Below are 21,459 nucleotides of genomic sequence, written 5' to 3' on the forward strand. Positions count from 1 at the left end.
ACCTGAATAGTTACATTAAATCATTGAAAAAGGAATCGTCGTCGATTGACCACGCCGTATCAGGCGCGTGACGGAATGGTTCTTACCTAAGCATAGGTCGCAGCCGGTTTGCCAGTCCGGCCGCCCGTGAGCGCTCAGTGGAAATCCCGACTGCGCGTGCTCAGTCCGTTCAGCAATCCCGTGAGATCGACCAGACGTCTGGCGATCACATGCCGGACCCCATCGTGACTCTCGAGCTTGCCGGCCACGCGCAGCAGTTGCGATTCGAGCAAACTCCGACGATAGCGCTCGGCGACATGCCGCCAGACGACGACGTTGACCATGCCGAACTCGTCCTCCAGGGTCACGAATATCACACCACTGGCGGTACCGGGGCGCTGACGCCCGACCACCAGACCGGCCACCGCAACGTCGACGTCGCTCGGCAATTCGGCCAGCCGCTGCGAATCCACCACGCCACCGAGTCCACGCGCTCGCCCCGCACGGCACTCCTCGCGTAGCAGCGAGAGCGGATGCGGACCCAGCGTGGTGCCAAGGGTGGCATAGTCGGTCTTGAGGGCTTCGCCGACCTCGACCGCCGGCAGCATCGGTTCCTCCTCTTCGATATCGACCTCGGCGAACAGCGGCTTCTGGGTCTCCACTCCAGCGATCGCCCAGCGTGCGCGGTGGCGATCGCCGGCCAGGCTCTCCAGCGCGCCAGCATCGGCAAGACGCGTCAAGACGGCCCGCTTGACCCCGGCGCGGGCAGCCAGGCGCTCGATATCGTCGCAGCCGGGCGTGTCGCGGGCGGCGATCAAGCGTTCGGCATCGCTCACGGCAAGCCCCTTGATCATGTGCAGACCGAGGCGGATCGCCAGCTCGTCCGTCTCCTCGCCGGCCGGTTCCAGGGTGCTCTCCCACTGGCTCACGCGGATGTCCACCGGGCGCACCTCGACCCCGTGGCGCCGCGCATCCTGCAATATCTGATCGGGGGAATAGAAGCCCATCGGCCAACTGTTGATCAGCGCACAGGCGAAGATCGCCTGCTCATGGCACTTGAGCCAGCTACTGGCATAGGTGAGCAGGGCGAAACTGGCGGCGTGGGATTCGGGAAAACCGTAGCTGCCGAAGCCCTTGATCTGTTCGAAGATGCGCTCGGCGAAGTTTTGGTCGTAGCCACGCTCACACATGCCCTCGACGATGCGCTTGCGGTGCGGCTCGAGCCCGCCGTGGCGCTTCCAGGCCGCCATCGAGCGGCGCAGCTGATCGGCCTCGCCGGGGCTGTAGCCGGCGGCCTCCACCGCCAGCGCCATCACCTGCTCCTGGAACAGCGGCACGCCCAGGGTGCGCTCGAATACCTTTTCGAAGGCTTGCGAGGGATAGCTGATCGGCTCCTCGCCATTTCGTCGCTTGAGATAGGGATGCACCATGTCGCCCTGGATCGGACCGGGGCGCACGATAGCCACCTCGACGACCAGATCGTAGAACTTGGCCGGCTTGAGCCGGGGCAGCATCGCCATCTGCGCGCGGGACTCGATCTGGAACACGCCGATGGTGTCGGCGCGCTGGATCATGGCGTAGGTCTCGGGATCGTCAGGCGGAAGATCCGCCAGACCGTAGTCGAGCCCGCGATGCCGCTCGAGCAGGTCGAAGCTGCGCCTCAGCACCGTCAGCATCCCCAGCGACAGCACGTCGACCTTAAGCAGGCCGACCAGGTCGAGATCGTCCTTGTCCCACTGGATCACGCTGCGTTCGGGCATGGCCGCGTTCTCCACCGGCACCAGGGTGTCCAGTGGCGCGTCCGAAATGACGAAGCCGCCGGGATGCTGGGAGAGATGACGCGGAAAGCCGATCAGCGAGTCGGCCAGCACCAGCAGGCGCTTGAGCATCGGCTCCGCCGGTTCGAAACCCTGCTCGCGCAGGCGCGCCTCATCGGGCATGTGGTCGCTCCAGCGTCCGGCGCAGCGGGCCAGCGCATCGATGCGTTCCGGCACGAAGCCCAGCGCCCGGCCGACGTCGCGGATCGCGCCGGCGGCATGGTAGTGGCTGACCACGGCGGTCAGCGCGGCCCGGTGGCGCCCGTAACGGCGGAAGATGTGCTGGATCACCTCCTCGCGCCGCTCATGCTCGAAATCGACATCGATATCCGGCGGCTCGTCGCGCTCCCTGGAGATGAAACGCTCGAACAGCAGTGCCGACTGCGATGGATCGATCTCGGTGATTCCCAGCGCGTAGCAGACCGCCGAATTGGCCGCCGAACCGCGCCCCTGGCACAGGATCTGCTGCTGCCGCGCGAAGTCGACGATGTCGTGCACGGTGAGAAAGTAGTGCTCGTAGCCCAGCTCCTCGATCAGCGTGAGCTCGTAGTCGATCTGCCGAGCGACCGTCTCCGGCACGCCGTCCGGCCAGCGCCGCGTACACCCTTCGTCGGTCAGCTCGCGCAGCCATTCTGCCGGCGTCTTGCCGTCCGGCACCACTTCATGCGGGTAGGTGTAGTGAAGCTCGCTCAGGCTGAAACGACAGCGCGCCGCCAGCGCCACGCTCTCCGACATCAGCTTGCGGGGATAGATCACCGCCAAGGCTTCCCGCGTGCGCAGGTGACGCTCACCGTTGGGGAACAGCGCGACGCCGGCATCGAACACACTCAGGTGGTGACGAATGGCGGTGAGGGTATCCTGCAGCGCGCGCCGGCCCCGGGCGTGCATGTGCACATCGCCCGCCGCCAGCGCCGGGATGCCCAGCGACTCGGCCAGCGCCAGCAGACAGCGGAGGCGGCCGGCATCGTCCGGGCCGTAGTGAAGCTCCACGGCCAGCCACAGCCGCTCGGGAAAGGCTCGCGAGAGCCGCTCGCCGATGGCGCGATCCGGCGATTCTTGCGGTATCCACAGCGCGAACAGGCCGTCACCGCCATCGAGTTCGTCGAGATCCGCTGCGAACAGCTGATATTGCCCTTTGGGCGCTCGGCCTCGCGCCTGGGTGATCAACCGGCACAACTTCTCGTAACCGTGGCGGTTCTCCACCAGCAGCACCAGCTTGATGCCGCACTGGGTGCGAAACTCGGCACCGACGATCAGCGCCACGTCATGCACCTGCGCCGCCTGCCAGGCACGCACGATCCCGGCCAGGGTCGCCTCGTCGGTGATCGCCAGCGCCCGGTAGCCGAGCCGCGCGGCTCGCGCGAACAACTCATCGGCAGTGGAAGCGCCGCGCTGGAAGCTGAACGCGGATAGACAATGCAGCTCGGCATAGTCCGGCAAGGCGACGGCAGGCGCCAGGGCGTCGTTGGCGGCATCGGTCACCGCCAAGCGCGAATCCGTATCGCTCACCCGAACCACCCATGCAGATAGAGGCCTTCGCCGCCCGGCTCGCGCCAGACCCAGGCGTGTCGGCCATCGGTCCATTCCGCCAGATAGTAGTCGCGGCGGATGTCGCCGCCATCCCACCAGCCGCTTTCGATCCGCTCCGGCCCGGCCAGCAGCCGTGCCACGTCGCCATCGCAGCGGTACGGCTCGGCCATCAGCCAGCCTGGACGGGGGCGATGCTCGATGCGCCCCCCCGCGCTTGGCCCGGCCCCGCCCAGCACCGCCGCTTCCGGACGATGTTCCCGATGCTCGATCAGCGGTCGCAGCGCCGACTCGCCGAGACGGGCGACCAGGCGCTGATGCAGGGCCGCCCAGGCCTGGGCCTGGCGTGCCGGCCCGTCCAACAACTCCCGTCGCGTCGGCATATAGGCCGCGACCCGCGTCGCCGACAGCGTCAGCGTCATCACCGGCCCGGCCAGCCGCACGCGTTCCAGGTGCGTGCGGGTCAACTCGAGCAGCGTCCCGGGATCGCGCTGTACCGAGAGCAGGCCGATGTCGATGCGCTGCGGCGGCCCATCCTCGATCCCGAGCGTCAGCCGGAAGCGCTCGACCCCGGCGTCCCGGCCGATCAGAAAAGCGCCCAGCTCCTGCAACAGGCGCTTGAGCGGAAAGGCGAGCCCGGCGATGGCGTGAACGGGTCGATCGAACTCGAAGGTCCGGGAGAACTGCCTGGCGGGGCGGTAGACGTCCAGCGCCAACGGCCATTCACCGCGCAGTTCGCCCAGGTGGCGCATCAACGTGCCACCGAAACGGCGGGTCAGGGCGCCGCGCGGAATGCCGAAGAGCTCGCCCAGGCGACGCAGACCGCTACGCTGCAGGGTCTGTACGGTTTCCTCTTCGAGTCCGAGGCGATCGAGCCTCAGCGCCGCCAGGGCCGGCTCCAGTTCGGCGTCGCCGACTGCCAGCCCATCATGGGCATTGACCAGTACCCGCGCCGCCGCCGGATTGGGCGCGATCGCCAGACGATGGGAAAAACCGAGTTCGGCCAGTTCCGTGCGCAGCCGCGCTTCCAGCCGCGGCCAGGGGCCGAATAGCGCCAGGCTGCTGGCGACCTCGAACACCAGCGCATGCGGATAGTGAAGACTCACCTGGGCGCTGTAGCCATAGGCCCAGGCGGCCAGCCGTTGCCGCCAGCGCTCGACCTCGGTGGCCTCGAAAGAGGCGACCTCGAGTTCATGGCACAGCGCCTCGGCCAGCCCCAGCGCCTGGCCGGGCTTGACGCCCTGCTCCCGGGCGGCGCTATTGGCGGCGCGGATGCGCCAACGCTGCGCCGGGCCTGCGATCAGCGCGAAGGGGGCACACGGGTCGGGACGGCGACGCAGGGCCCCTTCCAGCGCCAGACGAGGAAACAGCAGACAGACCCAGCGCATGGCGTCACGCCTCGCCGCCGAAGGCGATACGCTGCGTCGGCGGCCAGCCACCCCGGCACTTGAGCACTTCCAACTCGGCATGCGGATGCAACCGCAAACGCAGCGCCACCGGCGAAGCCTCGCGCGTTTTCGCCAGCGGTCGCAGCACGAACGCCAGCGTGTCGCCGCTGGCCGCCGCCACCTGCAACCGGCGCATGGCGCGGCTATCGGCCTGGGGCAACCAGGCGACGACCGCTGCACAGCAGGCGGCCCGCAGGCACTGCTCCGTTGCCCATAGCGCTTCACGCCCGCCCACGTCCAGCCAGTGGCACCGCTCCAGTCGTACCCCCGCGCGACGCCATGCCGCCGGATAGGGAATCGCCGGCGGCGATACCAGTACCAGCGGACGCTCGGCCCGGGTCAATCGCGCCAGCAGCGGCCACAGCAGCGCCAGTTCGCCGCTTCCGGCCCCCTGGACAAGCAGCTCGCTCACCGCCGCCCGCGGCCAGCCGCCGCCGGGCAAGACGGCATCCAGCGCCGCATGGCCGGTCGCGATCGCGCCTTGGCGATCCTCGTGTATGGCCTTCTGCGCCCGCCATACCTGGCGGCTATCGAGCAGCGTATCCAGTGCGCTCATGACACCGCTCCCCGACGGGAATGCCCTGCCCGGAAGCGATAGCGGTGAAGCCACGGAAGATACGACATGTTGATGTCCACGAATGCCCAATCGATACCCGTAGTGTTACCGACAAGACCCAATACTGTCTATATATACAGTTACCATGGCATGGCAACTGCTACGCCAGCCAGGCGACAGGTGCACCGTGGGAGCGCATCGGTCAGTAGATAGAAAATCGGATGAACGCCGCTGGTTTGCTCGCGGAGCCAGGACTCAGGAGGCGTTGCCGGAATAGCGCAGCGTACCGAGACTGCGCTTGATCGCCTTGAGTTGATCGCTGATCTGCGGACCGCGATTCTTGGCCACGCCGACGGCGAGCACGTCGATAGTCAGAAGATGCGCGATGCGCGAGGTCATCGGGATGTAGATCTCGGTGTCCTCCTGCACGTCGATCGGCAACGTCAGGGTGACTTCTCGGGCCAGTGGGGAGTCGCTGGGACACAGGCCGATCACCGTGGCGCCGGCCTTGACCGCCGTCTTGGCACTGCCGACCAGTGCCTTGGTGCGGCCGGTCTGGGAAATCGCCACGACCACATCGCCCGCCTGCAGCGTGGCGGCGGACATCGCCTGCAGGTGCGGGTCGGAGTAGGCGGAGGTCTGGATCTGCAGGCGGAAGAACTTGTGCTGGGCATCGGCGGCAACGATTCCCGAAGCGCCATAGCCGTAGAACTCGACCCGGTTGGCCACCGCCAGCGCGGCGATCGCGCGGCCCAGGGCCTCGTTGTCGAGCCGATCGCGAACCTGTTCGAGCGTTTCGATGGTGCTGTCGAAAATGCCATGGGAGAACTCGGCCACGCTGTCGCCGTCGTTCATGGTGAACTGGGCGTACTGGCTGCCCTTGGCCATCATCTGCGCCAGCTTGAGCTTGAACTCCTGGAAGCCGGCCATGCCCATGGCGCGGCAGAAGCGCACCACCGTGGGCTCGCTGACCTGCGCCTCGCTGGCCAGGTCGGTGATCCGCATCAGGATCACTTCGTCGGGATGGCGCAGCACGAAGCGCGCGACTTTCTGTTCGGAACGCCGCAGGCGATCCATGTGCACGCGCAATTCATCGAACAGCGAACGGCTCATGGCTGGCCCTCGAATCGGAACATCGGGCGATCTCGGTCTCGGATTCAGCGCCTAGTATGCCCCACTCGCCGTCTCGGGGCATCTTGGAGCGGTGCGTTGAAAGGAAGAAAAAAGTGGCACGTCACGATCTTGTAAAGTTCGGTATAGTATGCCTGTCGGGCGTCAACCCGACGGATCTGAGGATGCCAGGAGATTCGATCAATGAAGGACATCGAAAATCTTCACACTCTGAAGAGCGAAATTCTCGACATTTTCATGCATCTCGAAGTCGACGAGCACGAACAACGCAAACGCAGGGCAGCCGTGCGCTATCTCAAGGCTCGCCGCGGTATCGAGCAGCGCGAAGAGATTCGCCGGCTCCAGGAAGACATCGCCGAACTGCCCGAATAGAGACGCTCGCGAGCGCCACGACGCCAACAACGGCGGCCGCGTCCCCGAAGAGGGCCGCGGCCGCTGCATAAAAGCGCCAGAATCCTCTGGCGCATGAGTCCCGGTCACGCCTTGAAACGGGGTTCAGAGGCTGTTGAAAAACACCACGACGACTCCGATCGGCGCCACGTAACGCGACACGTAGTGCCACAGCACGCGCCCTTTCGGCCCCAGGCCCAGCTCCTGCTTGACGCCTTCGCTATCCAGGAACCACGCCGTGAAGACGATCGCCGCCAGGCCGGTCAGCGGCAGCATCAGCTTGCTGGTAAGGGTGTCGAGCAGATCGAACACGTTGAGTCCGAACGGCTGGAAACCCGACCAGAGATTGAATGCCAGCAGCGCCGCGATCCCCAGCGTCCAGGCCGCCAGCGCCGCGCAGAAGGCCGAACCGAGACGCGACAGCGGCGTGCGCTCCTCGAGGAATTCCGTCACCGGCTCCAGCAGCGAGATCGCCGATGTCAGCGCGGCCACGGTCAACAATGCGAAGAACAGCGTGCCGAAGGCCAGCCCCCAGGGCATATCGACGAACGCCAGCGGCAGGGTGACGAACAACAGTCCCGGACCGGCGCTCGGGTCCATGCCGTTGGCGAAGACCACCGGAAAGATCGCCAGACCCGCGCCGAGGGCAATGACGGTATCCAGAATCACCACGGTGCGTGCCGTCTTGATCAGATTGACCTCCTGCCCCAGGTAGGAGCCATAGGCCATCATGATCCCCATCCCCAGCGAGAGCGTGAAGAAGGCGTGGCCCAGCGCGGCCAGAATGACGCCACCGTTGAGCCTGCTCCAGTCGGGCGCGAACATGAAGGCGAATGCCTCGCCGAAACCCGCCGTGGTGGCGCCGTAACCGATCAGCAGGATCAGTGCCACGATCAACAGCGGCATCAACCATTTGGCGGCGCGCTCCAGGCCGCCCTTGACGCCACAGGCGACGATGCCGAAGGTCAGCAGCATGAACAGCGTATGCCAGAACAGCAACGTCCCCGGCCGGCCCAGCAGCGTGGTGAAGTAGTCATCGACGCTGACGCCACTGGACTGGCCGAGGTCGCCGGTCAAGGTGCTCCAGGTGTAGTTGAGCGACCAGCCGCCCACCACGCTGTAGAACGACAGGATCAAAAACGACCCCAGCACCCCGGCGATCCCCACCAGCACCCAATCGGGCGAGAGCTTCGAGTCGCCGCTCAGCTTCTGCATGGTATTGATCGGATTGGACTGCCCGCGCCGACCCAGCAGCCACTCGGCGACCAGGATCGGCAGTCCGATCAGCGCGATACACACCAGGTAGACGAGCACGAAGACTGCGCCACCGCTGTCGCCCACCATGTAAGGGAACTTCCAGATATTACCGAGACCCACGGCGGAGCCGGTTGCCGCCAGCACGAAAGCCGTGCGCGAGGACCACTGCGCGTGGGTATGGGATTCGTTAGCCATCAATTCACCATCGACTATGTATTGCTGTTTTATTCGCGGGGCGATTATAACGGTTCGAGGAATTTTCAGCTTTCATTCCGCTGGAAAAGCAATGAAAAGGGATGAAATCCGTTAGAAAACGTCACGATCCTGTACAAAAGGCTATTCGCCGAACGGACTTCGTGAGCGGACCGGATGGTAGCGCTCCGGCAGGCGCGCCTGCCAGGCGAAGTGGCGGGTATTCTTGTAGGGCATCTTCATGTAGCCGGAGATGCCCAATCCATCGATCTGCGGTATCGCCGCCATCAGCGTCTCCAGACACGCTCTGAACTCCATTTCCCGCGCCGGATCGAGCAGCCGGTAGTAGCTGTGAATCTTCATATGGGTGGGTAGCGCCTCGAAGATGATCATGCCGGTGTGATGGATCGCGTTCAGGCGCGACAGCGCCTCGAGCATCACCGGCGGCAGGCGCAGGAACTCCTCCGGGTCCGGGCCATCCTCGAAGTAGGAGTGCTCGCGGCTGGCATCCTCCAGCTCCGGCGTCGGGCTGACTTCATAGGGGATCGTCCACTCGGGGTCGGGCGCGAACGGCTGGCTTGGATCATCGCGGTCGATATGCAGCGTGCGCCGGGCGTTGAACAGGCACGCCTTGAACACCCCTTGGCGGCGATGGATCGCCCGCGCCAGCGTGACCATGTTGTTGACCGCCGCGACGAAGGCGGTCTTGAGCGCGCCTTCATGCAGGCTCAGCGTGGTATCGATATCGACGCCCGCATCGCTCCAGCGCACCGCCAGCCCGCCCACCACCGGATACCGCCCCAGCCGGCCCACGGCGACCAGAAACGCCTTCTCGAGATCGCCCATGCCCTGCATGAAGTGCTTGTAGTAGCGGTCGAGCTGGACGTCGTTGACCGCGCTCAGGGTGTCGTCGGCGTCGTTCTTGAGCAAGGAGTCCTCGCGCAGGAACGCCTTGCGCGAGCTGTAGACCACCGTCTCCACTTCCCGCTCGAGGGGGCGCACCCAGACCGGGACCAGCGGCGTTTCCGCCGTCCCGGCCGGCTCGCGCATCACCGTTCGGGCGATGCGCGGCATGTGCTGGAGGAAGTAGTCGCCGGCGCGCCGGCGCAGGGCGGGGTCGTCGCCGAGCATCGTATCCAGCACCCGCGCGAATTCGATCGGCAGGCCCAGCGAAGCCGCCGGAATCGCCTCGCGGCCAAAGCGGCTGGATTGTGCCGTGGCCAGCGCATAGAGCGTGGCGGCGACGCCCTGCTCGTCGAAGCGCGGCGACGACAGCGCACCGTTCCGTTGCTCCTCGCCAATGAAGTAGACATCGCCCATGCGCGCGTTGGTCTGCTGCAGATCGGCGGACATCAATTCCATCACGTTGCGCGCGACGAACTGATCATTGGCGTCGAGCTGGGCGAAGACCGACGAGCCCCAGTCGATCAGCGCGATACGTTCGGTATCGGGATCGAACATCAGGTTGGAGGGCTTGATGTCGCCATGCACCACGATCCGTCGATTACCGGTTTCATCACGTAGCGCCCGTAGGATGTCCGCCAGCTGGGCGGCGATACGGATGATCAGGCGTGGCGGCAAGCGCCCCTCTCGCAGCGAGAACTCTTCCAGATTGATGCCCGGCGCACGCTGCATCACCAGCATCGCCTGATGGCGCAGGGTGCGGTAGGCGACCAGCCGGGGCACTCGCGGGTGGTCCACCTGTTCGAGCATGAACGCCTCTTCCTCCAGGCGCTCGTGAAAGTGCTGCGGCAGATTCTGGCGGGTGAACTTGAACACATGGCTGGCGCCCGCGGCATCGATGCCGGCAAACACGAAACCGTAGGCGCCCTTGCCCACCACCTCGACGTCGCGATAACCGACCTGCACGAGCTGTCGACGGCAGCGCTCGATCCACTCGCGAAGTTGCCGCGCCTGGCTCTGGCTGAGCAGATAGACCGACTGCTCTTCGGGAATGTAGAACTGCTGCAGCCCCTCCGGCCCGGTGGTCATCGGCCTTCTCTCGTCCGAAGTTCGAATGCATGCGGAGCGGCAACGCTCAGCGGAGATCGGCAAGCATCGTCTGCGGGCTTTCCAGATAGCCTTTCCAGCGATTGCAGAAGCGCGCGATGGTGCCGCCGTCCAGCACCCGGTGATCGCCCGCCCAGGTCACGGTCATGATCGAACGCGCCGCCACCGAACCATCGTCGAGAAAGCGCGGCAGCCGCTGGACCCGGCCGAGGGCGACGATCGCCACCTCCGGCGGGTTGATGATCGGCATCGCGTGGGTACCGCCCAGCGCGCCGATATTGGAGATGCTGATCGTCCCGTCCTTGAGATCCGCCGGATCGACCCGCCCCTGACGGGCGGCCTGGGTCAGGCGCTCGACCTCGGCGGCGACCTCGCGCAGGGTCAGCCGCTCGACGTTCTTGACGTTGGGCACCAGCAGGCCGCCGGCGCTATCCACCGCCATGCCGATATTGCACCGGGACTGGTAATGGATGGCACCGGCGTCCGCGTCGAGCCGGCAATTGAGCAGCGGGAACTCCGCCACGGCCAATGCCAGCGCCTTCATCAGCAGCGGCATCAGCGTCAGCCGGGCACCGCGCGCCTCGAACTCGGGCTTCAGCTGTTCGCGCAGCGCCAGCAGTTCGGTGACATCGAACTCATCGCCGTAGGCGAAGTGGGGAATGGTCGCCGCCGCTTCGCTCATGCGCCTGGCCATGACCGCGCGCACGCCGCGCAGCGGCTCGACGCGTTCGCCGGAAGACGCGGCTTCCGACGCGGTCGAAACCGGCCGATCCGGCTCTTCGGTTCTCTTGGTCTTCTTGTTCTTCTCGGCCTGCTCACGGCGCTGCTGGAACGCCAGCACATCCTCCTTGAGCACCCGGCCCTCCTTGCCGCTGCCGGGAATCTGCTCGAGGCGCAGGCCGAGTTCGCGTGCCCGCCGACGCACCGCCGGGCTGGCTGGAATGCGTTTCCAATCCAATGGCGGTGTCGTCGTCGGCGCCGGCGCGCCCCCGACCTCGGCGTCCACCGGCGCCCGTGTTTCATGTGGAACCGTATCAGCCGCGGGCGTATCGAGAGGAACATAGGCGAACAGCGGCGAATGTACCCGCGTGGTCTGCTCCGACCGGCAGTACTGGCGTACCAGACGTCCCGCTTCCGGCGCGGTGATCTCCATTACCGCCTTGTCGGTGCTGACCTCGACCACCGGCTGGTCCTCGGCGATCTCGTCGCCCTCCTCGACGCGCCAGGCCACCACCTCGCACTCGACGATCCCTTCGCCCAGATCGGGCAGAATGAAATCCTTCGACGCCGCCGATTCTGGCTTGTCCGCATCTGGTGCGGGCGGCTGCAAGGCTTCGTCTTCGGGGGTGGCGGCGATCGGTTTCGGCGGTTGATATCCATGCCCCGCCCGAGCGCTCTCGTCGACATTCTCGATCGCAAACAGCGGCGCATGGACCCGCGCCGTCTCGCCTTCCCGATAATAGAGTCGGGTCACGCGGCCGGCGTGGGGCGCGGGAATCTCGACCAGCGCCTTGTCGGTGGTGACTTCGACCACCGGCTGATCCTCGACGAGGGTGTCGCCTTCGCTGACCAGCCACTTGACCACTTCGCACTCGACGATGCCTTCGCCGATATCGGGTAGCAGAAAATCGCTCATCTCTACTCGCCCCCCTAGAAGTTCATCGAGCGGTGAATGGCATCGAAGACCTTCAACGGCCCGGGCAGGTACTCCTTTTCCAGCGTCAGCGGAAACGGCGTATCCAGCCCGGTGACCCGCTCGACTGGCGACTCCAGATAGAGAAAACAGCGGCTCTGGACGGTAGCGGCAATCTCGGCGGCGAATCCCCCGGTCAGCGGCGCTTCATGGCTCACCACCAGGCGCCCGGTCTTGAGTACCGAGTCGGTCACCGTGGCAATATCCCAGGGCACGATGGTGCGCAGATCGATCAGCTCGCAGGAAATCCCCTCCTGCTCGGCCATCTCGGCGGCCTGCTCGATCACTTCCATCTGCGCGCCCCAGGCCAGCAGCGTGATGTCGTTGCCTTCCTTGACCACTTCCGCCTGACGCAGCGGCAGCTCGTAATCCTCGTCCGGCACCTCGCCCACCGAGGCGCGGTAGAGCCGCTTGGGCTCGAAGAAGATCACCGGGTCCGGCGAACGAATCGACGCCAGCAGCAACCCCTTGGCCTGATGCGGGTTGCGCGGTATCACCACGGTCAGGCCCGGTGTATGCGCGAAGTACGCTTCCGGTGACTGCGAATGGTAATGGCCGCCGGCAATGCCACCGCCGTAGGGCGCACGGATGGTCAGCCCACCGACGTCGAACAGATTGCCGGAGCGGTAGCGGAACTTGGCGGTCTCGTTGACGATCTGGTCGAAGGCGGGATAGATGTAGTCGGCGAACTGGATCTCGGCCACCGGCGTCGAGCCCTGCGCCGCCAGGCCGTTGGCGAAACCGACGATGCCCTGCTCCACCAGCGGCGTATTGAAACAGCGCTCGCGGCCGTACTTTTCCTGTAGATGGCTGGTGGCGCGGAACACACCGCCGAACACGCCGACATCCTCGCCGAAGCAAAGCACGCGTTCATCGGCGGCCATCGCGGTATCCAGCGCGTTGTTGACCGCCTGCAACAGATTCATCCGGCTCATGCGCGGCTCTCCTCACGCGCCGATCCCCCCTCCTCATTCAGCCAGGGTGCGCTCTTGGGATAGGCATCGGGATGACGCTGGATATGCGCCTCGAGTTCGCGCAACTGCTCCGCCAACAGCGGTGGCGTCTCGGCATAGACATCGCTGACCAGCGTCCCGAGCGCCGGCGGCCGGCGCTTCTCGGCCTTTTTCATGGTCTCCAGCACCTCGCGGCGCAGTGTTTCGGTCAGCTCGCGCTCTTCCTCCTCGTTCCACCAGCCGCGATCGAGCAGCCAGCGCTGCATGCGCGCGAGTGGGTCCTTCTTGCGCCAGGCTTCCTCCTCTTTCTTGCTGCGGTAGCCGGAGGGATCATCGGAGGAGGAGTGCGCCGCCAGACGATAGGTCATCGCCTCGATCAGTACCGGCTCGTTGTGTTCGACCGCCAGCCGCCGTGCCTCGCGGGTCGCCTCGAACACCGCCAGGATGTCGTTGCCGTCGACCCGGATCGACTGCATGCGATAACCGAAGGCACGGGCGGCAACACCGTCACCGGCGAATTGTTCGGCGACCGGCGTGGAGATGGCGTAGCCGTTATTGCGGCATAGAAAGATCACCGGCACCTTGTGCACCGCCGCCATGTTGAGCGCAGCGTGAAAGTCGCCTTCCGAGGCCGCGCCCTCGCCGAAGATCGTCAGCGTGCAGTTGCCGGTGCCGGCCAGCTTCTGGCCATAGGCGTAGCCAACGGCCTGGGGAATCTGGGTCGCCAGCGGCGAGGAGATCGTCTGGTAGTGCAACGCCCGCGAGCCATAGTGGATCGGCATCTGACGACCGTGAGCCGGATCGCGCTCGTTGCCGAACAGCTGGTCCATGAATTCGTCGGTGGTGAAACCGCGATAGGCCAGCGCCCCCTGCTCGCGATACTGGGCCAGGATCATGTCGTCGTCTTTCAGCGCGGCGGTGCTGCCGATCACCGCCGCTTCCTCGCCGGTGCACTGCATGTAGAAACTCAGCCGGCCCTGGCGCTGGGCCGCCATCATGCGCTCGTCGAGAATGCGGGTATAAAGCATGGCGCGATAGACGCGCCGCGCCTTCTCCTCGTCTAGGCTGATCGTCGCGCCGCCCGCGTATGGTTTGCCATCGGGCTTGAGCAGGGTGAACAGCGGAATATGGATATCGTCGCCGTTGGTGAACGCCGGCGCATGCACGGTTTTCGCTGCTGACCTGGTCGTCGTCATATGCCTCATTCCTGGGATACGTGGCCAAGGTTCCAGGGATGCCTCGTGAGCTTCCCCTGACATGGGCCCGCCAAGTCGGGACCGACCGGTTTCGACGGTCGCTTCAACAAATGACCTTGACGTTAATGTCAACCTGCTGCCATCAGACCTTGGTCTTTCAACCCTAGGTCCTATTGTTCTGTCGGCGAAAGCGTCGCTAGAACAGAACAACGACGCACGTATCAGCGCCCAAAAGGCACCACGTGCCAATCCCTTCAGAGACACGACCTCGTCATGGATTTCGAACTCAACGATGACCAACGAGCCTACCGGGAAGCCGCGCGCAGCTTCGCGCGACGCGAACTTGCCCCGTACGCCGCCGCATGGGACGCCAATAGCGAATTTCCGATCGCAACACTGCGTCAGGCCGGCGAAATGGGCTTCTGCGGCCTCTACATCCCCGAGGCACAGGGCGGCCTGGGGCTGAGCCGACTCGATGCCACACTGATCATCGAGGAACTGGCCAAGGGCTGCACTTCCACCACCGCCTTCCTGACCATCCACAACATGGTCAACGGCATACTTGCCGGCTACGCCACGGATAGCGTGCGCGAGACCTGGCTGCCATCGATGATCGCTGGCGAAACGCTCGGCTCCTACTGTCTGACCGAGCCCAATGCCGGTTCCGATGCCGCCGCATTGCGCACCCGGGCGCGGCGCGATGGCGACGGTGATCACGACAGTTACGTAATCGACGGCAGCAAGATGTTCATCTCCGGCGCCGGCAGTACGCAGTTGCTGATCGTGATGGCGCGCACGGGTACGGCGGACAGCGGCGCCGGCGACATTTCTGCCTTCGCGGTGCCCGCCGATACGCCGGGCATCGGCTACGGCAAGGCCGAGGAGAAGATGGGCTGGCACAGTCAGCCGACCCGAGCGATCAGCTTCGATGGCGTACGCGTACCGGCGAACCACCGCCTCGGCGAGGAGGGCGAGGGTTTCAAGATCGCCATGCGTGCGCTGGATGGCGGGCGCATCAACATCGCCACCTGCTCGGTCGGCACCGCCCAGGCGGCACTGGAAACCGCTCATCGCTATCTCAACGAGCGTGAACAGTTCGGCAAACCCTTGGCCAGTTTCCAGGCATTGCAGTTCAAGCTCGCCGATATGGCCACCCAACTGGTCGCGGCACGCCAGATGGTACGCCTGGCGGCATCCAAGCTGGATCGCGGCGATGCCGACGCTACGCTCTACTGCGCCATGGCCAAGCGATTCGCCACCGACCAGGGCTTCGCGATCTGCAACGAGGCGCTACAGCTCCATGGCGGCTACGGTTATCTACGCGACTATCCACTGGAGCGCCACGTTCGTGATTGCCGGGTCCACCAGATTCTCGAAGGCACCAATGAAATCATGCGCCTGGTGGTGGCCCGCCGCCTGCTCGACAAGGACAATCTGGAGGTGCTGTCATGACAGAAACGGAGAACATGACGAACACCGCGAGCGTCGACCATGAAGGCGACGGACTGCGCGTGGAGCGACGCGGGGCCATTGCTCTGCTCATCATCGACAACCCGCCCGCCAACACCTGGCATGAGAAATCGCTGGCAGCGCTGGAGCGCCATATCGGGACGCTAAACGCTGACCGGAAGATTCATGCCCTGGTGATCGTCGGCGCCGGTGAAAAATTCTTCTCCGCCGGGGCCGATCTCAAGCGCTTCGCCGAAGGCGGCAAGTCCACTGCACTCGACATGGCGACCCGCTTCGGCCGCGCCTTCGAGGCCTTGAGCGCGTTCCACGGCGTCAGCATCGCCGCGATCAACGGCTACGCCATGGGCGGCGGGCTGGAGTGCGCACTGGCCTGCGACATCCGTATCGCCGAGCGTCAGGTGCAGTTGGCGCTACCGGAGGCCAAGGTAGGATTGCTGCCCTGTGCCGGGGGCACGCAACATCTTCCCTGGCTCATCGGCGAAGGCTGGGCCAAACGCATGATCCTGTGCGGCGAACGTATCGATGCCGAGCGGGCGCTGACGATTGGCCTGGTGGAAGACGTGGTCGATACCGGCATGGCGCTGGAGACGGCGCTCGGTCTGGCCGAGCAAAGCACCCAGCAGAGCCCGGACGCTCTCGATCGTTGCAAGCGCCTGATCATGAACGCCCGCGACCACGGCTTGCCGAACGGCTACCGCATGGAACGCGAGCTATTTCTGGAACTGTTCGACACCGATGCGCCCAGCGAGGGTATCGGCGCTTTCCTCGACAAGCGTTCGCCGCAGTGGCAACGACCGGAGTCATCATGACGACGAACGTTCAGATCGACCGGCTCGCCACCGACGATGGCCACCATATCGGCACGCTCATTCTCGACGCGCCCAAGAGTCTGAACGCGCTGTCGCTGGCGATGATCGACGCCATCCAGCCGCAACTCGAAGCCTGGGCCAACGATCCCGAGATCGTCGCGGTGTGGCTCGAAGGCGCCGGCGACAAGGCCTTCTGCGCCGGCGGCGACGTGGTTGCCCTGCATCGCGCCATCGTCACCGGGGCAACCGGACACGACCCCGAGGCCAGCGACGGCTTCGTGGCACGTTATTTCAGCCACGAATATCGCCTCGACCACACGATCCACGGCTATCCCAAGCCCGTCATCGTCTGGGGCGACGGCATTGTCATGGGCGGCGGTATCGGCCTCATGGCCGGCGCCTCGCACCGCGTGGTCACGCCGCGATCGCAACTGGCGATGCCGGAAATCACCATCGGCCTCTACCCCGACGTCGGCGCCAGCTGGTTCCTCAATCGCATGCCCGGTCGCAGCGGGCTGTTCCTGGGCCTGACCGGCACGCGACTCAACGCCAGCGATGCGCTGTTCGTCGGACTCGCCGACCGCCTGATCGGCGAGAATCGTCGCGACGCGGTGCTGGAAGATCTACGCCAAGCCGACTGGCGCGAGCCGATTGCCGCCATCAATCGCGTGCTGCGTGCACACGCCAGGGACAGTCAGATGCTCGCCCCCGAACCCCAGCTCGCGCCGAGACTCACACGCATCGACGCCCTGACCGACGCCGATGACGCCGAATCCCTGATCGCCGGAATCATCGCGGCCAGCGATTCGGACGATCCCTGGCTGGCCCGTGCGGCGAAGACCCTGGCGGCGGGTTCGCCACTGTCGGCCCGGCTGATCGTGCGTCAATTGGCGCGCACCCGGCGGCTGTCTCTAGCCGAAGTCTTGCGCGAGGAACTGACGCTTTCGCTTGCCTGCGCCGCGCGGGGCGATCTTGCCGAAGGCGTCAGAGCGCTGCTGATCGACAAGGACAGGAACCCGGGCTGGCGCCACCGCCACGGCGAAGTGCCGGAAGCCGATATCCAGGCCTGCTTCGTCTCCCCGTGGGGAGGCGATGACCATCCGCTACGCGGTCTCGTCGACCGGCCTGCCGAGGAGAAACCGACCCATGCAACTGGCTGAGCGCACCTTCATCGTCACCGGCGGCGGCTCCGGGCTGGGCGCAGCTACGGCGCGCATGCTGATCGACGCCGGCACCCGCGTGACGCTGGTCGATCACGATGCCGATTCCGTCGAGACGCAGGCGCGAGCCCTGGGCGAAAGCGCTCTGGCGGTAACCGCAGACGTCACCCGCGAAGCGGACGGCGAGCGCGCGATCGCCGCGACCCGCGAGCGCTTCGGCGCCATTCACGGGCTGATCAACTGCGCCGGCATCGCCCCGGCGGAGAAGATCCACGGCAAGCGCGGCGTTCATGGCCTCGACAGTTTCCGCCGCGTCGTCGACATCAACCTGATCGGCACCTTCAACCTGCTGCGCCTGGCGGTGGCGGCAATGCAGGACAACCCGACGGAAGACGACGACTTTGAACGCGGTGTGGTGATCAACACCGCCTCGGTAGCCGCCTTCGAAGGCCAGATCGGCCAGGCCGCCTACGCTGCCTCCAAGGCCGGCGTGGTCGGCCTCACCCTGCCCGCCGCCCGCGAACTGGCCGCCTCCGGTATTCGCGTCATGGCCATCGCCCCCGGCATCTTCGATACCGCGATGATGCAGGACATGCCCGCCGAGGTACGCGACGGCCTGAACGCCAAAGTGCCGTTCCCCAAGCGCATGGGCCACGCCGAGGAGTACGCCGCGCTGGTGCGCCAGATCCTCGAAAACCGCTATCTCAACGGGGAGGTGATCAGGCTCGACGGCGGCATTCGCATGTCGGCAACGTAGAAAAAGGGGCGCTCGCCAACTTTTCCGCCACCGCTAGGAGGCATCGATGAGTGACCCTGCAGAAAATATCGGAGAGTCGACCATGAAATCCGAAGACCCGGTCGTGATCGTCGGCGCCAAGCGCACGCCGATGGGCGCCTTCCAAGGTTCGCTCGGCGGGCTGAGTTGCCCGCAGCTTGGCGCGGCGGCGATTCGCGGCGCCCTCGCACACGCCGGTCTGACGCCAGATGCCGTCGACGAACTGATGATGGGCTGCGTACTGCCGGCCGGCCAGGGCCAGGCTCCCGCCCGCCAGGCGGCACTCGGCGCGGGGCTCGCCGAGTCGACGCCCTGCACCACCGTCAACAAGATGTGCGGCTCCGGCATGAAGGCAGTAATGCAGGCGTTCGACACGCTCTCGCTGGGTAACGCCGAGCACGCCATTGCCGGCGGCATGGAGAGCATGAGCAACGCGCCCTACCTGCTGCCCAAGGCCCGCGCCGGGCTGCGCATGGGGCACGCGCAGGTGCTCGATCACATGTTCCTCGACGGGCTCGAGGACGCCTACGAGCCGGGGCGGCTGATGGGCACCTATGCCGAGGATTGCGCCCAGGCCTTCGGTTTCACCCGTGGGGCGCAGGACAATTACGCCATCGCCTCGCTGACCCGCGCCCGGCAGGCAATCGACGAGGGAATCTTTCTAGAGGAGATCGTCTCGCTCGACGTTCCCGCCGGTCGCGAGACCCGGCGGGTCGAACACGACGAGCCGCCATACAAGGCCAATATCGACCGCGTCGCGCAGTTGAAACCGGCCTTCCGCGAAGGTGGCACGGTCACCGCCGCCAATTCGAGTTCGATCTCCGATGGCGCCGCGGCACTGGTCATGATGCGCCAGAAAGAGGCTGAGCGGCTGGGGCTGACGCCGCTGGCCCGGATCCACGGTCACGCCAGCCACGCCATGCGCCCGGGCGATTTCCCGGTGGCGCCGATCCACGCCGTGTGCAAGCTGTACAAACGGCTCGGCTGGTCGCGGGAGAGCGTCGATCTCTACGAGATCAACGAAGCCTTCGCAGTGGTGGCGATGGCAGCGATGCGCGAGCTCGACCTCGACCATGAGCGGGTCAACGTGCATGGCGGCGCCTGCGCGTTGGGCCACCCGATCGGCGCCTCCGGCGCGCGCATCCTGGTCACGCTGCTCAACGCGCTGCGCCATCACGACCTGACACGGGGCGTGGCTGCCATCTGCATCGGCGGCGGCGAAGCCACGGCGGTGGGGATAGAACGATTGCGATAGCACGATGGCGGCCGACAGCCGCATTTCGGCACTCGAGGGAGACGCCACCATGAACGCAAGCGATATGAGTTACGTCAGCGGCACCAGCGATCTACCGCTGATCGGCATGACCATCGGCGACTGCCTCGATGCCGCCGCCAGCGAATGCCCCGAGCGTGAAGCGCTGGTCAGCTGCCACCAGGATCTGCGCTACACCTATAGCGAACTGCGCGCGGAGACGGATCGCACCGCGCGAGCGCTGCTGGCGCTGGGCGTCGAACGCGGCGACCGGGTCGGCATCTGGTCGCTCAATGGCACCGAATGGACGATCACTCAACTGGCCACGGCCAAGATCGGCGCGATTCTGGTCAATCTCAATCCCAGCTATCGCGCCCACGAACTCGAACACGCGCTCACCCAGTCCAGCCTATCCACCCTGGTGTTGCAGGGCGCCTACCGGATCGGCGGCGTGATCAAGTCGCACTATGTCGATATTCTCTGCGAGCTGGCACCAGAGCTGCGGGATTCGCCGCTCGCAGGAAATCGGATGCTAGCCGGCGAACGTACACTCGCCTGCGCCGTGCTACCTCACCTCAAGCACGTGATCTGTCTCGACGAGGCGCTCGCCACACCGGGCATGTGGCACTGGGCCGAGCTGCCTACCCTCGCCGACGGCGTCTCCGTCGAGCGGTTGGCGCAACAGCAGGCCGAATTGCAGTTCGACGATCCGATCAACATCCAGTACACCTCCGGCACCACCGGCGCACCCAAGGGGGTGACGCTGACGCATCACAATATCCTCAACAACGGCTATTTCGTCGGTGGCGGGATGAACCTGCAGCCGGGCGAACGGGTGGTGATCCCGGTGCCGCTCTACCACTGTTTCGGCATGGTAATGGGCAACCTGGCCTGCCTCTCACACCGCGCCACCGCGATCTATCCCAACGATGGCTTCGACCCCGAGGCAACGCTGCGCGCAGTGGAAGCAGAGCGCGCCGACGCCCTCTACGGCGTACCCACCATGTTCATCGCCGAGCTCGAACACCCCGAGTTCACCAACTTCGATCTCTCCAGCCTGCGCACCGGGATCATGGCCGGTTCCAACTGCCCCATCGAGGTGATGAAGCGGGTGATCGAGCGCATGCACATGAAAGACGTCACCATCTGCTACGGCATGACCGAGACCAGCCCGGTGAGCCTGCAGACCCTGCCCGACGCCCCGCTGGACAAACGCGTCTCCACCGTCGGCACCATTCATCCGCACCTGGAAGTGAAGATCGTCGACGCCGCCAGCGGTCGGATCGTGCCGCGCGGCGTCAGCGGCGAGCTCTGCACTCGCGGCTACAGCGTGATGCTCGGCTACTGGGACAATGATGCGGCCACTCGTCAGTCGATCGATGCGCAGGGCTGGATGCACAGTGGCGACCTGGCGATGATGGACGACGACGGCTTCGTCGCCATTACCGGACGCATCAAGGATCTGATCATTCGCGGCGGCGAGAACCTCTATCCGCGCGAGATCGAGGAGTTCCTGTATACGCATCCGGCGATATCCGATGCCCAGGTGTTCGGCGTGCCGGACGCCCACTACGGCGAGGCGGTGGCGGTATGGATTCGCCTGGTGGAGGGCGCCGAGCTCGACGCCGAGGGCTTGCGCGCCTACTGCCGCGAACGCATCGCCCACCACAAGATTCCGCGCTACATGAAGTTCGTCGACGATTTCCCGATGACCGTCAGCGGCAAGGTGCAGAAATTCCGCATGCGCCAGACCACCAGTCACGAACTGGGGCTAGATTGAGCCGCAGCACGCCCCGTGCAGCCGCGCCCGTTCTTTCTGCCCTTCTCTCGATAGTCGGGTAGAC

Annotated in this window: 16 protein-coding genes; 7 read left to right on the forward strand and 9 right to left on the reverse strand. The window is 65.6% G+C overall.

All coding sequences use genetic code 11. The annotated features are described in order from the left end of the window. Positions 1-134: 134 nt before the first annotated feature. From DOM57_RS19150 to hexR, 4 genes are all read right to left on the reverse strand, one after another. Positions 135-3,305 carry an error-prone DNA polymerase gene (locus tag DOM57_RS19150; protein ID WP_275425991.1) on the reverse strand — a complete coding sequence of 1,057 codons (3,171 nt, stop codon included), beginning with the start codon at positions 3,303-3,305 and terminating at the stop codon, positions 135-137. After that, on the reverse strand, positions 3,302-4,711 hold the full coding sequence (locus DOM57_RS19155) for a Y-family DNA polymerase (RefSeq protein ID WP_110650785.1): 1,410 nt from the start codon (positions 4,709-4,711) through the stop codon (positions 3,302-3,304). The genes DOM57_RS19150 and DOM57_RS19155 overlap by 4 nt, the downstream gene beginning before the upstream one ends. A 4-nt stretch (positions 4,712-4,715) precedes the next feature. Continuing rightward, positions 4,716-5,327: a translesion DNA synthesis-associated protein ImuA gene (imuA, locus tag DOM57_RS19160; RefSeq protein WP_110650786.1), complete on the reverse strand. Its 612-nt coding sequence runs from the start codon at positions 5,325-5,327 to the stop codon at positions 4,716-4,718. Positions 5,328-5,582: 255 nt separating this feature from the next. Beyond that, positions 5,583-6,440, reverse strand: coding sequence for a transcriptional regulator HexR (gene hexR, locus DOM57_RS19165; RefSeq protein WP_110650787.1), 858 nt, complete (start codon positions 6,438-6,440; stop codon positions 5,583-5,585). Between the two features lie 201 nt (positions 6,441-6,641). Here hexR and DOM57_RS19170 point away from each other — a divergent pair, with 201 nt between their 5' ends. Beyond that, positions 6,642-6,830 (forward strand): PA3496 family putative envelope integrity protein, encoded by a 189-nt coding sequence (locus DOM57_RS19170; protein WP_110650788.1) that lies wholly within the window; start codon positions 6,642-6,644, stop codon positions 6,828-6,830. 123 nt (positions 6,831-6,953) lie between these two features. On the opposite strand, the gene DOM57_RS19175 is transcribed toward DOM57_RS19170, so the two are convergent. The 5 genes from DOM57_RS19175 to DOM57_RS19195 form a co-directional block, all read right to left on the reverse strand. Next, on the reverse strand, positions 6,954-8,300 hold the full coding sequence (locus tag DOM57_RS19175) for a sodium-dependent transporter (protein WP_110650789.1): 1,347 nt from the start codon (positions 8,298-8,300) through the stop codon (positions 6,954-6,956). 141 nt (positions 8,301-8,441) lie between these two features. Continuing rightward, positions 8,442-10,289 (reverse strand): protein kinase domain-containing protein, encoded by a 1,848-nt coding sequence (locus DOM57_RS19180; protein WP_110650790.1) that lies wholly within the window; start codon positions 10,287-10,289, stop codon positions 8,442-8,444. A gap of 46 nt (positions 10,290-10,335) precedes the next feature. Then, positions 10,336-11,943 (reverse strand): dihydrolipoyllysine-residue acetyltransferase, encoded by a 1,608-nt coding sequence (locus DOM57_RS19185; protein WP_110650791.1) that lies wholly within the window; start codon positions 11,941-11,943, stop codon positions 10,336-10,338. A 14-nt stretch (positions 11,944-11,957) separates the two neighbouring features. Next, positions 11,958-12,935: an alpha-ketoacid dehydrogenase subunit beta gene (locus DOM57_RS19190; protein ID WP_110650792.1), complete on the reverse strand. Its 978-nt coding sequence runs from the start codon at positions 12,933-12,935 to the stop codon at positions 11,958-11,960. Then, positions 12,932-14,149, reverse strand: coding sequence for a thiamine pyrophosphate-dependent dehydrogenase E1 component subunit alpha (locus tag DOM57_RS19195; protein ID WP_110650793.1), 1,218 nt, complete (start codon positions 14,147-14,149; stop codon positions 12,932-12,934). The genes DOM57_RS19190 and DOM57_RS19195 overlap by 4 nt, the downstream gene beginning before the upstream one ends. A 273-nt stretch (positions 14,150-14,422) precedes the next feature. Here DOM57_RS19195 and DOM57_RS19200 point away from each other — a divergent pair, with 273 nt between their 5' ends. The 6 genes from DOM57_RS19200 to DOM57_RS19225 all read left to right on the forward strand — a co-directional run bounded on the left by DOM57_RS19200 (position 14,423) and on the right by DOM57_RS19225 (position 21,395). Further along, a complete protein-coding gene (locus tag DOM57_RS19200; RefSeq protein WP_110650794.1) occupies positions 14,423-15,601 on the forward strand; it encodes an acyl-CoA dehydrogenase family protein in 1,179 nt (392 codons plus the stop codon). A 14-nt stretch (positions 15,602-15,615) separates the two neighbouring features. After that, positions 15,616-16,428 carry an enoyl-CoA hydratase gene (locus DOM57_RS19205; RefSeq protein WP_110650798.1) on the forward strand — a complete coding sequence of 271 codons (813 nt, stop codon included), beginning with the start codon at positions 15,616-15,618 and terminating at the stop codon, positions 16,426-16,428. Beyond that, positions 16,425-17,588 carry an enoyl-CoA hydratase/isomerase family protein gene (locus tag DOM57_RS19210; protein WP_110650795.1) on the forward strand — a complete coding sequence of 388 codons (1,164 nt, stop codon included), beginning with the start codon at positions 16,425-16,427 and terminating at the stop codon, positions 17,586-17,588. The genes DOM57_RS19205 and DOM57_RS19210 overlap by 4 nt, the downstream gene beginning before the upstream one ends. Further along, positions 17,575-18,345 (forward strand): SDR family NAD(P)-dependent oxidoreductase, encoded by a 771-nt coding sequence (locus tag DOM57_RS19215; RefSeq protein ID WP_110650796.1) that lies wholly within the window; start codon positions 17,575-17,577, stop codon positions 18,343-18,345. Before DOM57_RS19210 ends, DOM57_RS19215 begins: the two co-directional genes overlap by 14 nt. Positions 18,346-18,427: 82 nt before the next feature. Next, entirely contained in the window at positions 18,428-19,618 is a 1,191-nt protein-coding gene (locus DOM57_RS19220) for an acetyl-CoA C-acyltransferase (protein WP_110650797.1), read from the forward strand. A gap of 49 nt (positions 19,619-19,667) precedes the next feature. Then, a complete protein-coding gene (locus tag DOM57_RS19225; protein ID WP_110650799.1) occupies positions 19,668-21,395 on the forward strand; it encodes an AMP-binding protein in 1,728 nt (575 codons plus the stop codon). Positions 21,396-21,459: the final 64 nt, after the last annotated feature.

It is taken from the genome of Salinicola peritrichatus (assembly GCF_003206715.1).
Classification (GTDB): domain Bacteria; phylum Pseudomonadota; class Gammaproteobacteria; order Pseudomonadales; family Halomonadaceae; genus Salinicola; species Salinicola peritrichatus.

What these genes read in the sequence shown, in the direction of transcription:
- DOM57_RS19155 (WP_110650785.1), bottom strand. Translation starts at nt 4,711, where the DNA reads ATGCGCTGGGTCTGTCTGCTGTTTCCTCGTCTGGCGCTGGAAGGGGCC.
- imuA (WP_110650786.1), bottom strand. Translation starts at nt 5,327, where the DNA reads ATGAGCGCACTGGATACGCTGCTCGATAGCCGCCAGGTATGGCGGGCG.
- hexR (WP_110650787.1), bottom strand. Translation starts at nt 6,440, where the DNA reads ATGAGCCGTTCGCTGTTCGATGAATTGCGCGTGCACATGGATCGCCTG.
- DOM57_RS19170 (WP_110650788.1), top strand. Translation starts at nt 6,642, where the DNA reads ATGAAGGACATCGAAAATCTTCACACTCTGAAGAGCGAAATTCTCGAC.
- DOM57_RS19175 (WP_110650789.1), bottom strand. Translation starts at nt 8,300, where the DNA reads ATGGCTAACGAATCCCATACCCACGCGCAGTGGTCCTCGCGCACGGCT.
- DOM57_RS19180 (WP_110650790.1), bottom strand. Translation starts at nt 10,289, where the DNA reads ATGACCACCGGGCCGGAGGGGCTGCAGCAGTTCTACATTCCCGAAGAG.
- DOM57_RS19185 (WP_110650791.1), bottom strand. Translation starts at nt 11,943, where the DNA reads ATGAGCGATTTTCTGCTACCCGATATCGGCGAAGGCATCGTCGAGTGC.
- DOM57_RS19190 (WP_110650792.1), bottom strand. Translation starts at nt 12,935, where the DNA reads ATGAGCCGGATGAATCTGTTGCAGGCGGTCAACAACGCGCTGGATACC.
- DOM57_RS19195 (WP_110650793.1), bottom strand. Translation starts at nt 14,149, where the DNA reads ATGACGACGACCAGGTCAGCAGCGAAAACCGTGCATGCGCCGGCGTTC.
- DOM57_RS19200 (WP_110650794.1), top strand. Translation starts at nt 14,423, where the DNA reads ATGGATTTCGAACTCAACGATGACCAACGAGCCTACCGGGAAGCCGCG.
- DOM57_RS19205 (WP_110650798.1), top strand. Translation starts at nt 15,616, where the DNA reads ATGACGAACACCGCGAGCGTCGACCATGAAGGCGACGGACTGCGCGTG.
- DOM57_RS19210 (WP_110650795.1), top strand. Translation starts at nt 16,425, where the DNA reads ATGACGACGAACGTTCAGATCGACCGGCTCGCCACCGACGATGGCCAC.
- DOM57_RS19215 (WP_110650796.1), top strand. Translation starts at nt 17,575, where the DNA reads ATGCAACTGGCTGAGCGCACCTTCATCGTCACCGGCGGCGGCTCCGGG.
- DOM57_RS19220 (WP_110650797.1), top strand. Translation starts at nt 18,428, where the DNA reads ATGAAATCCGAAGACCCGGTCGTGATCGTCGGCGCCAAGCGCACGCCG.
- DOM57_RS19225 (WP_110650799.1), top strand. Translation starts at nt 19,668, where the DNA reads ATGAACGCAAGCGATATGAGTTACGTCAGCGGCACCAGCGATCTACCG.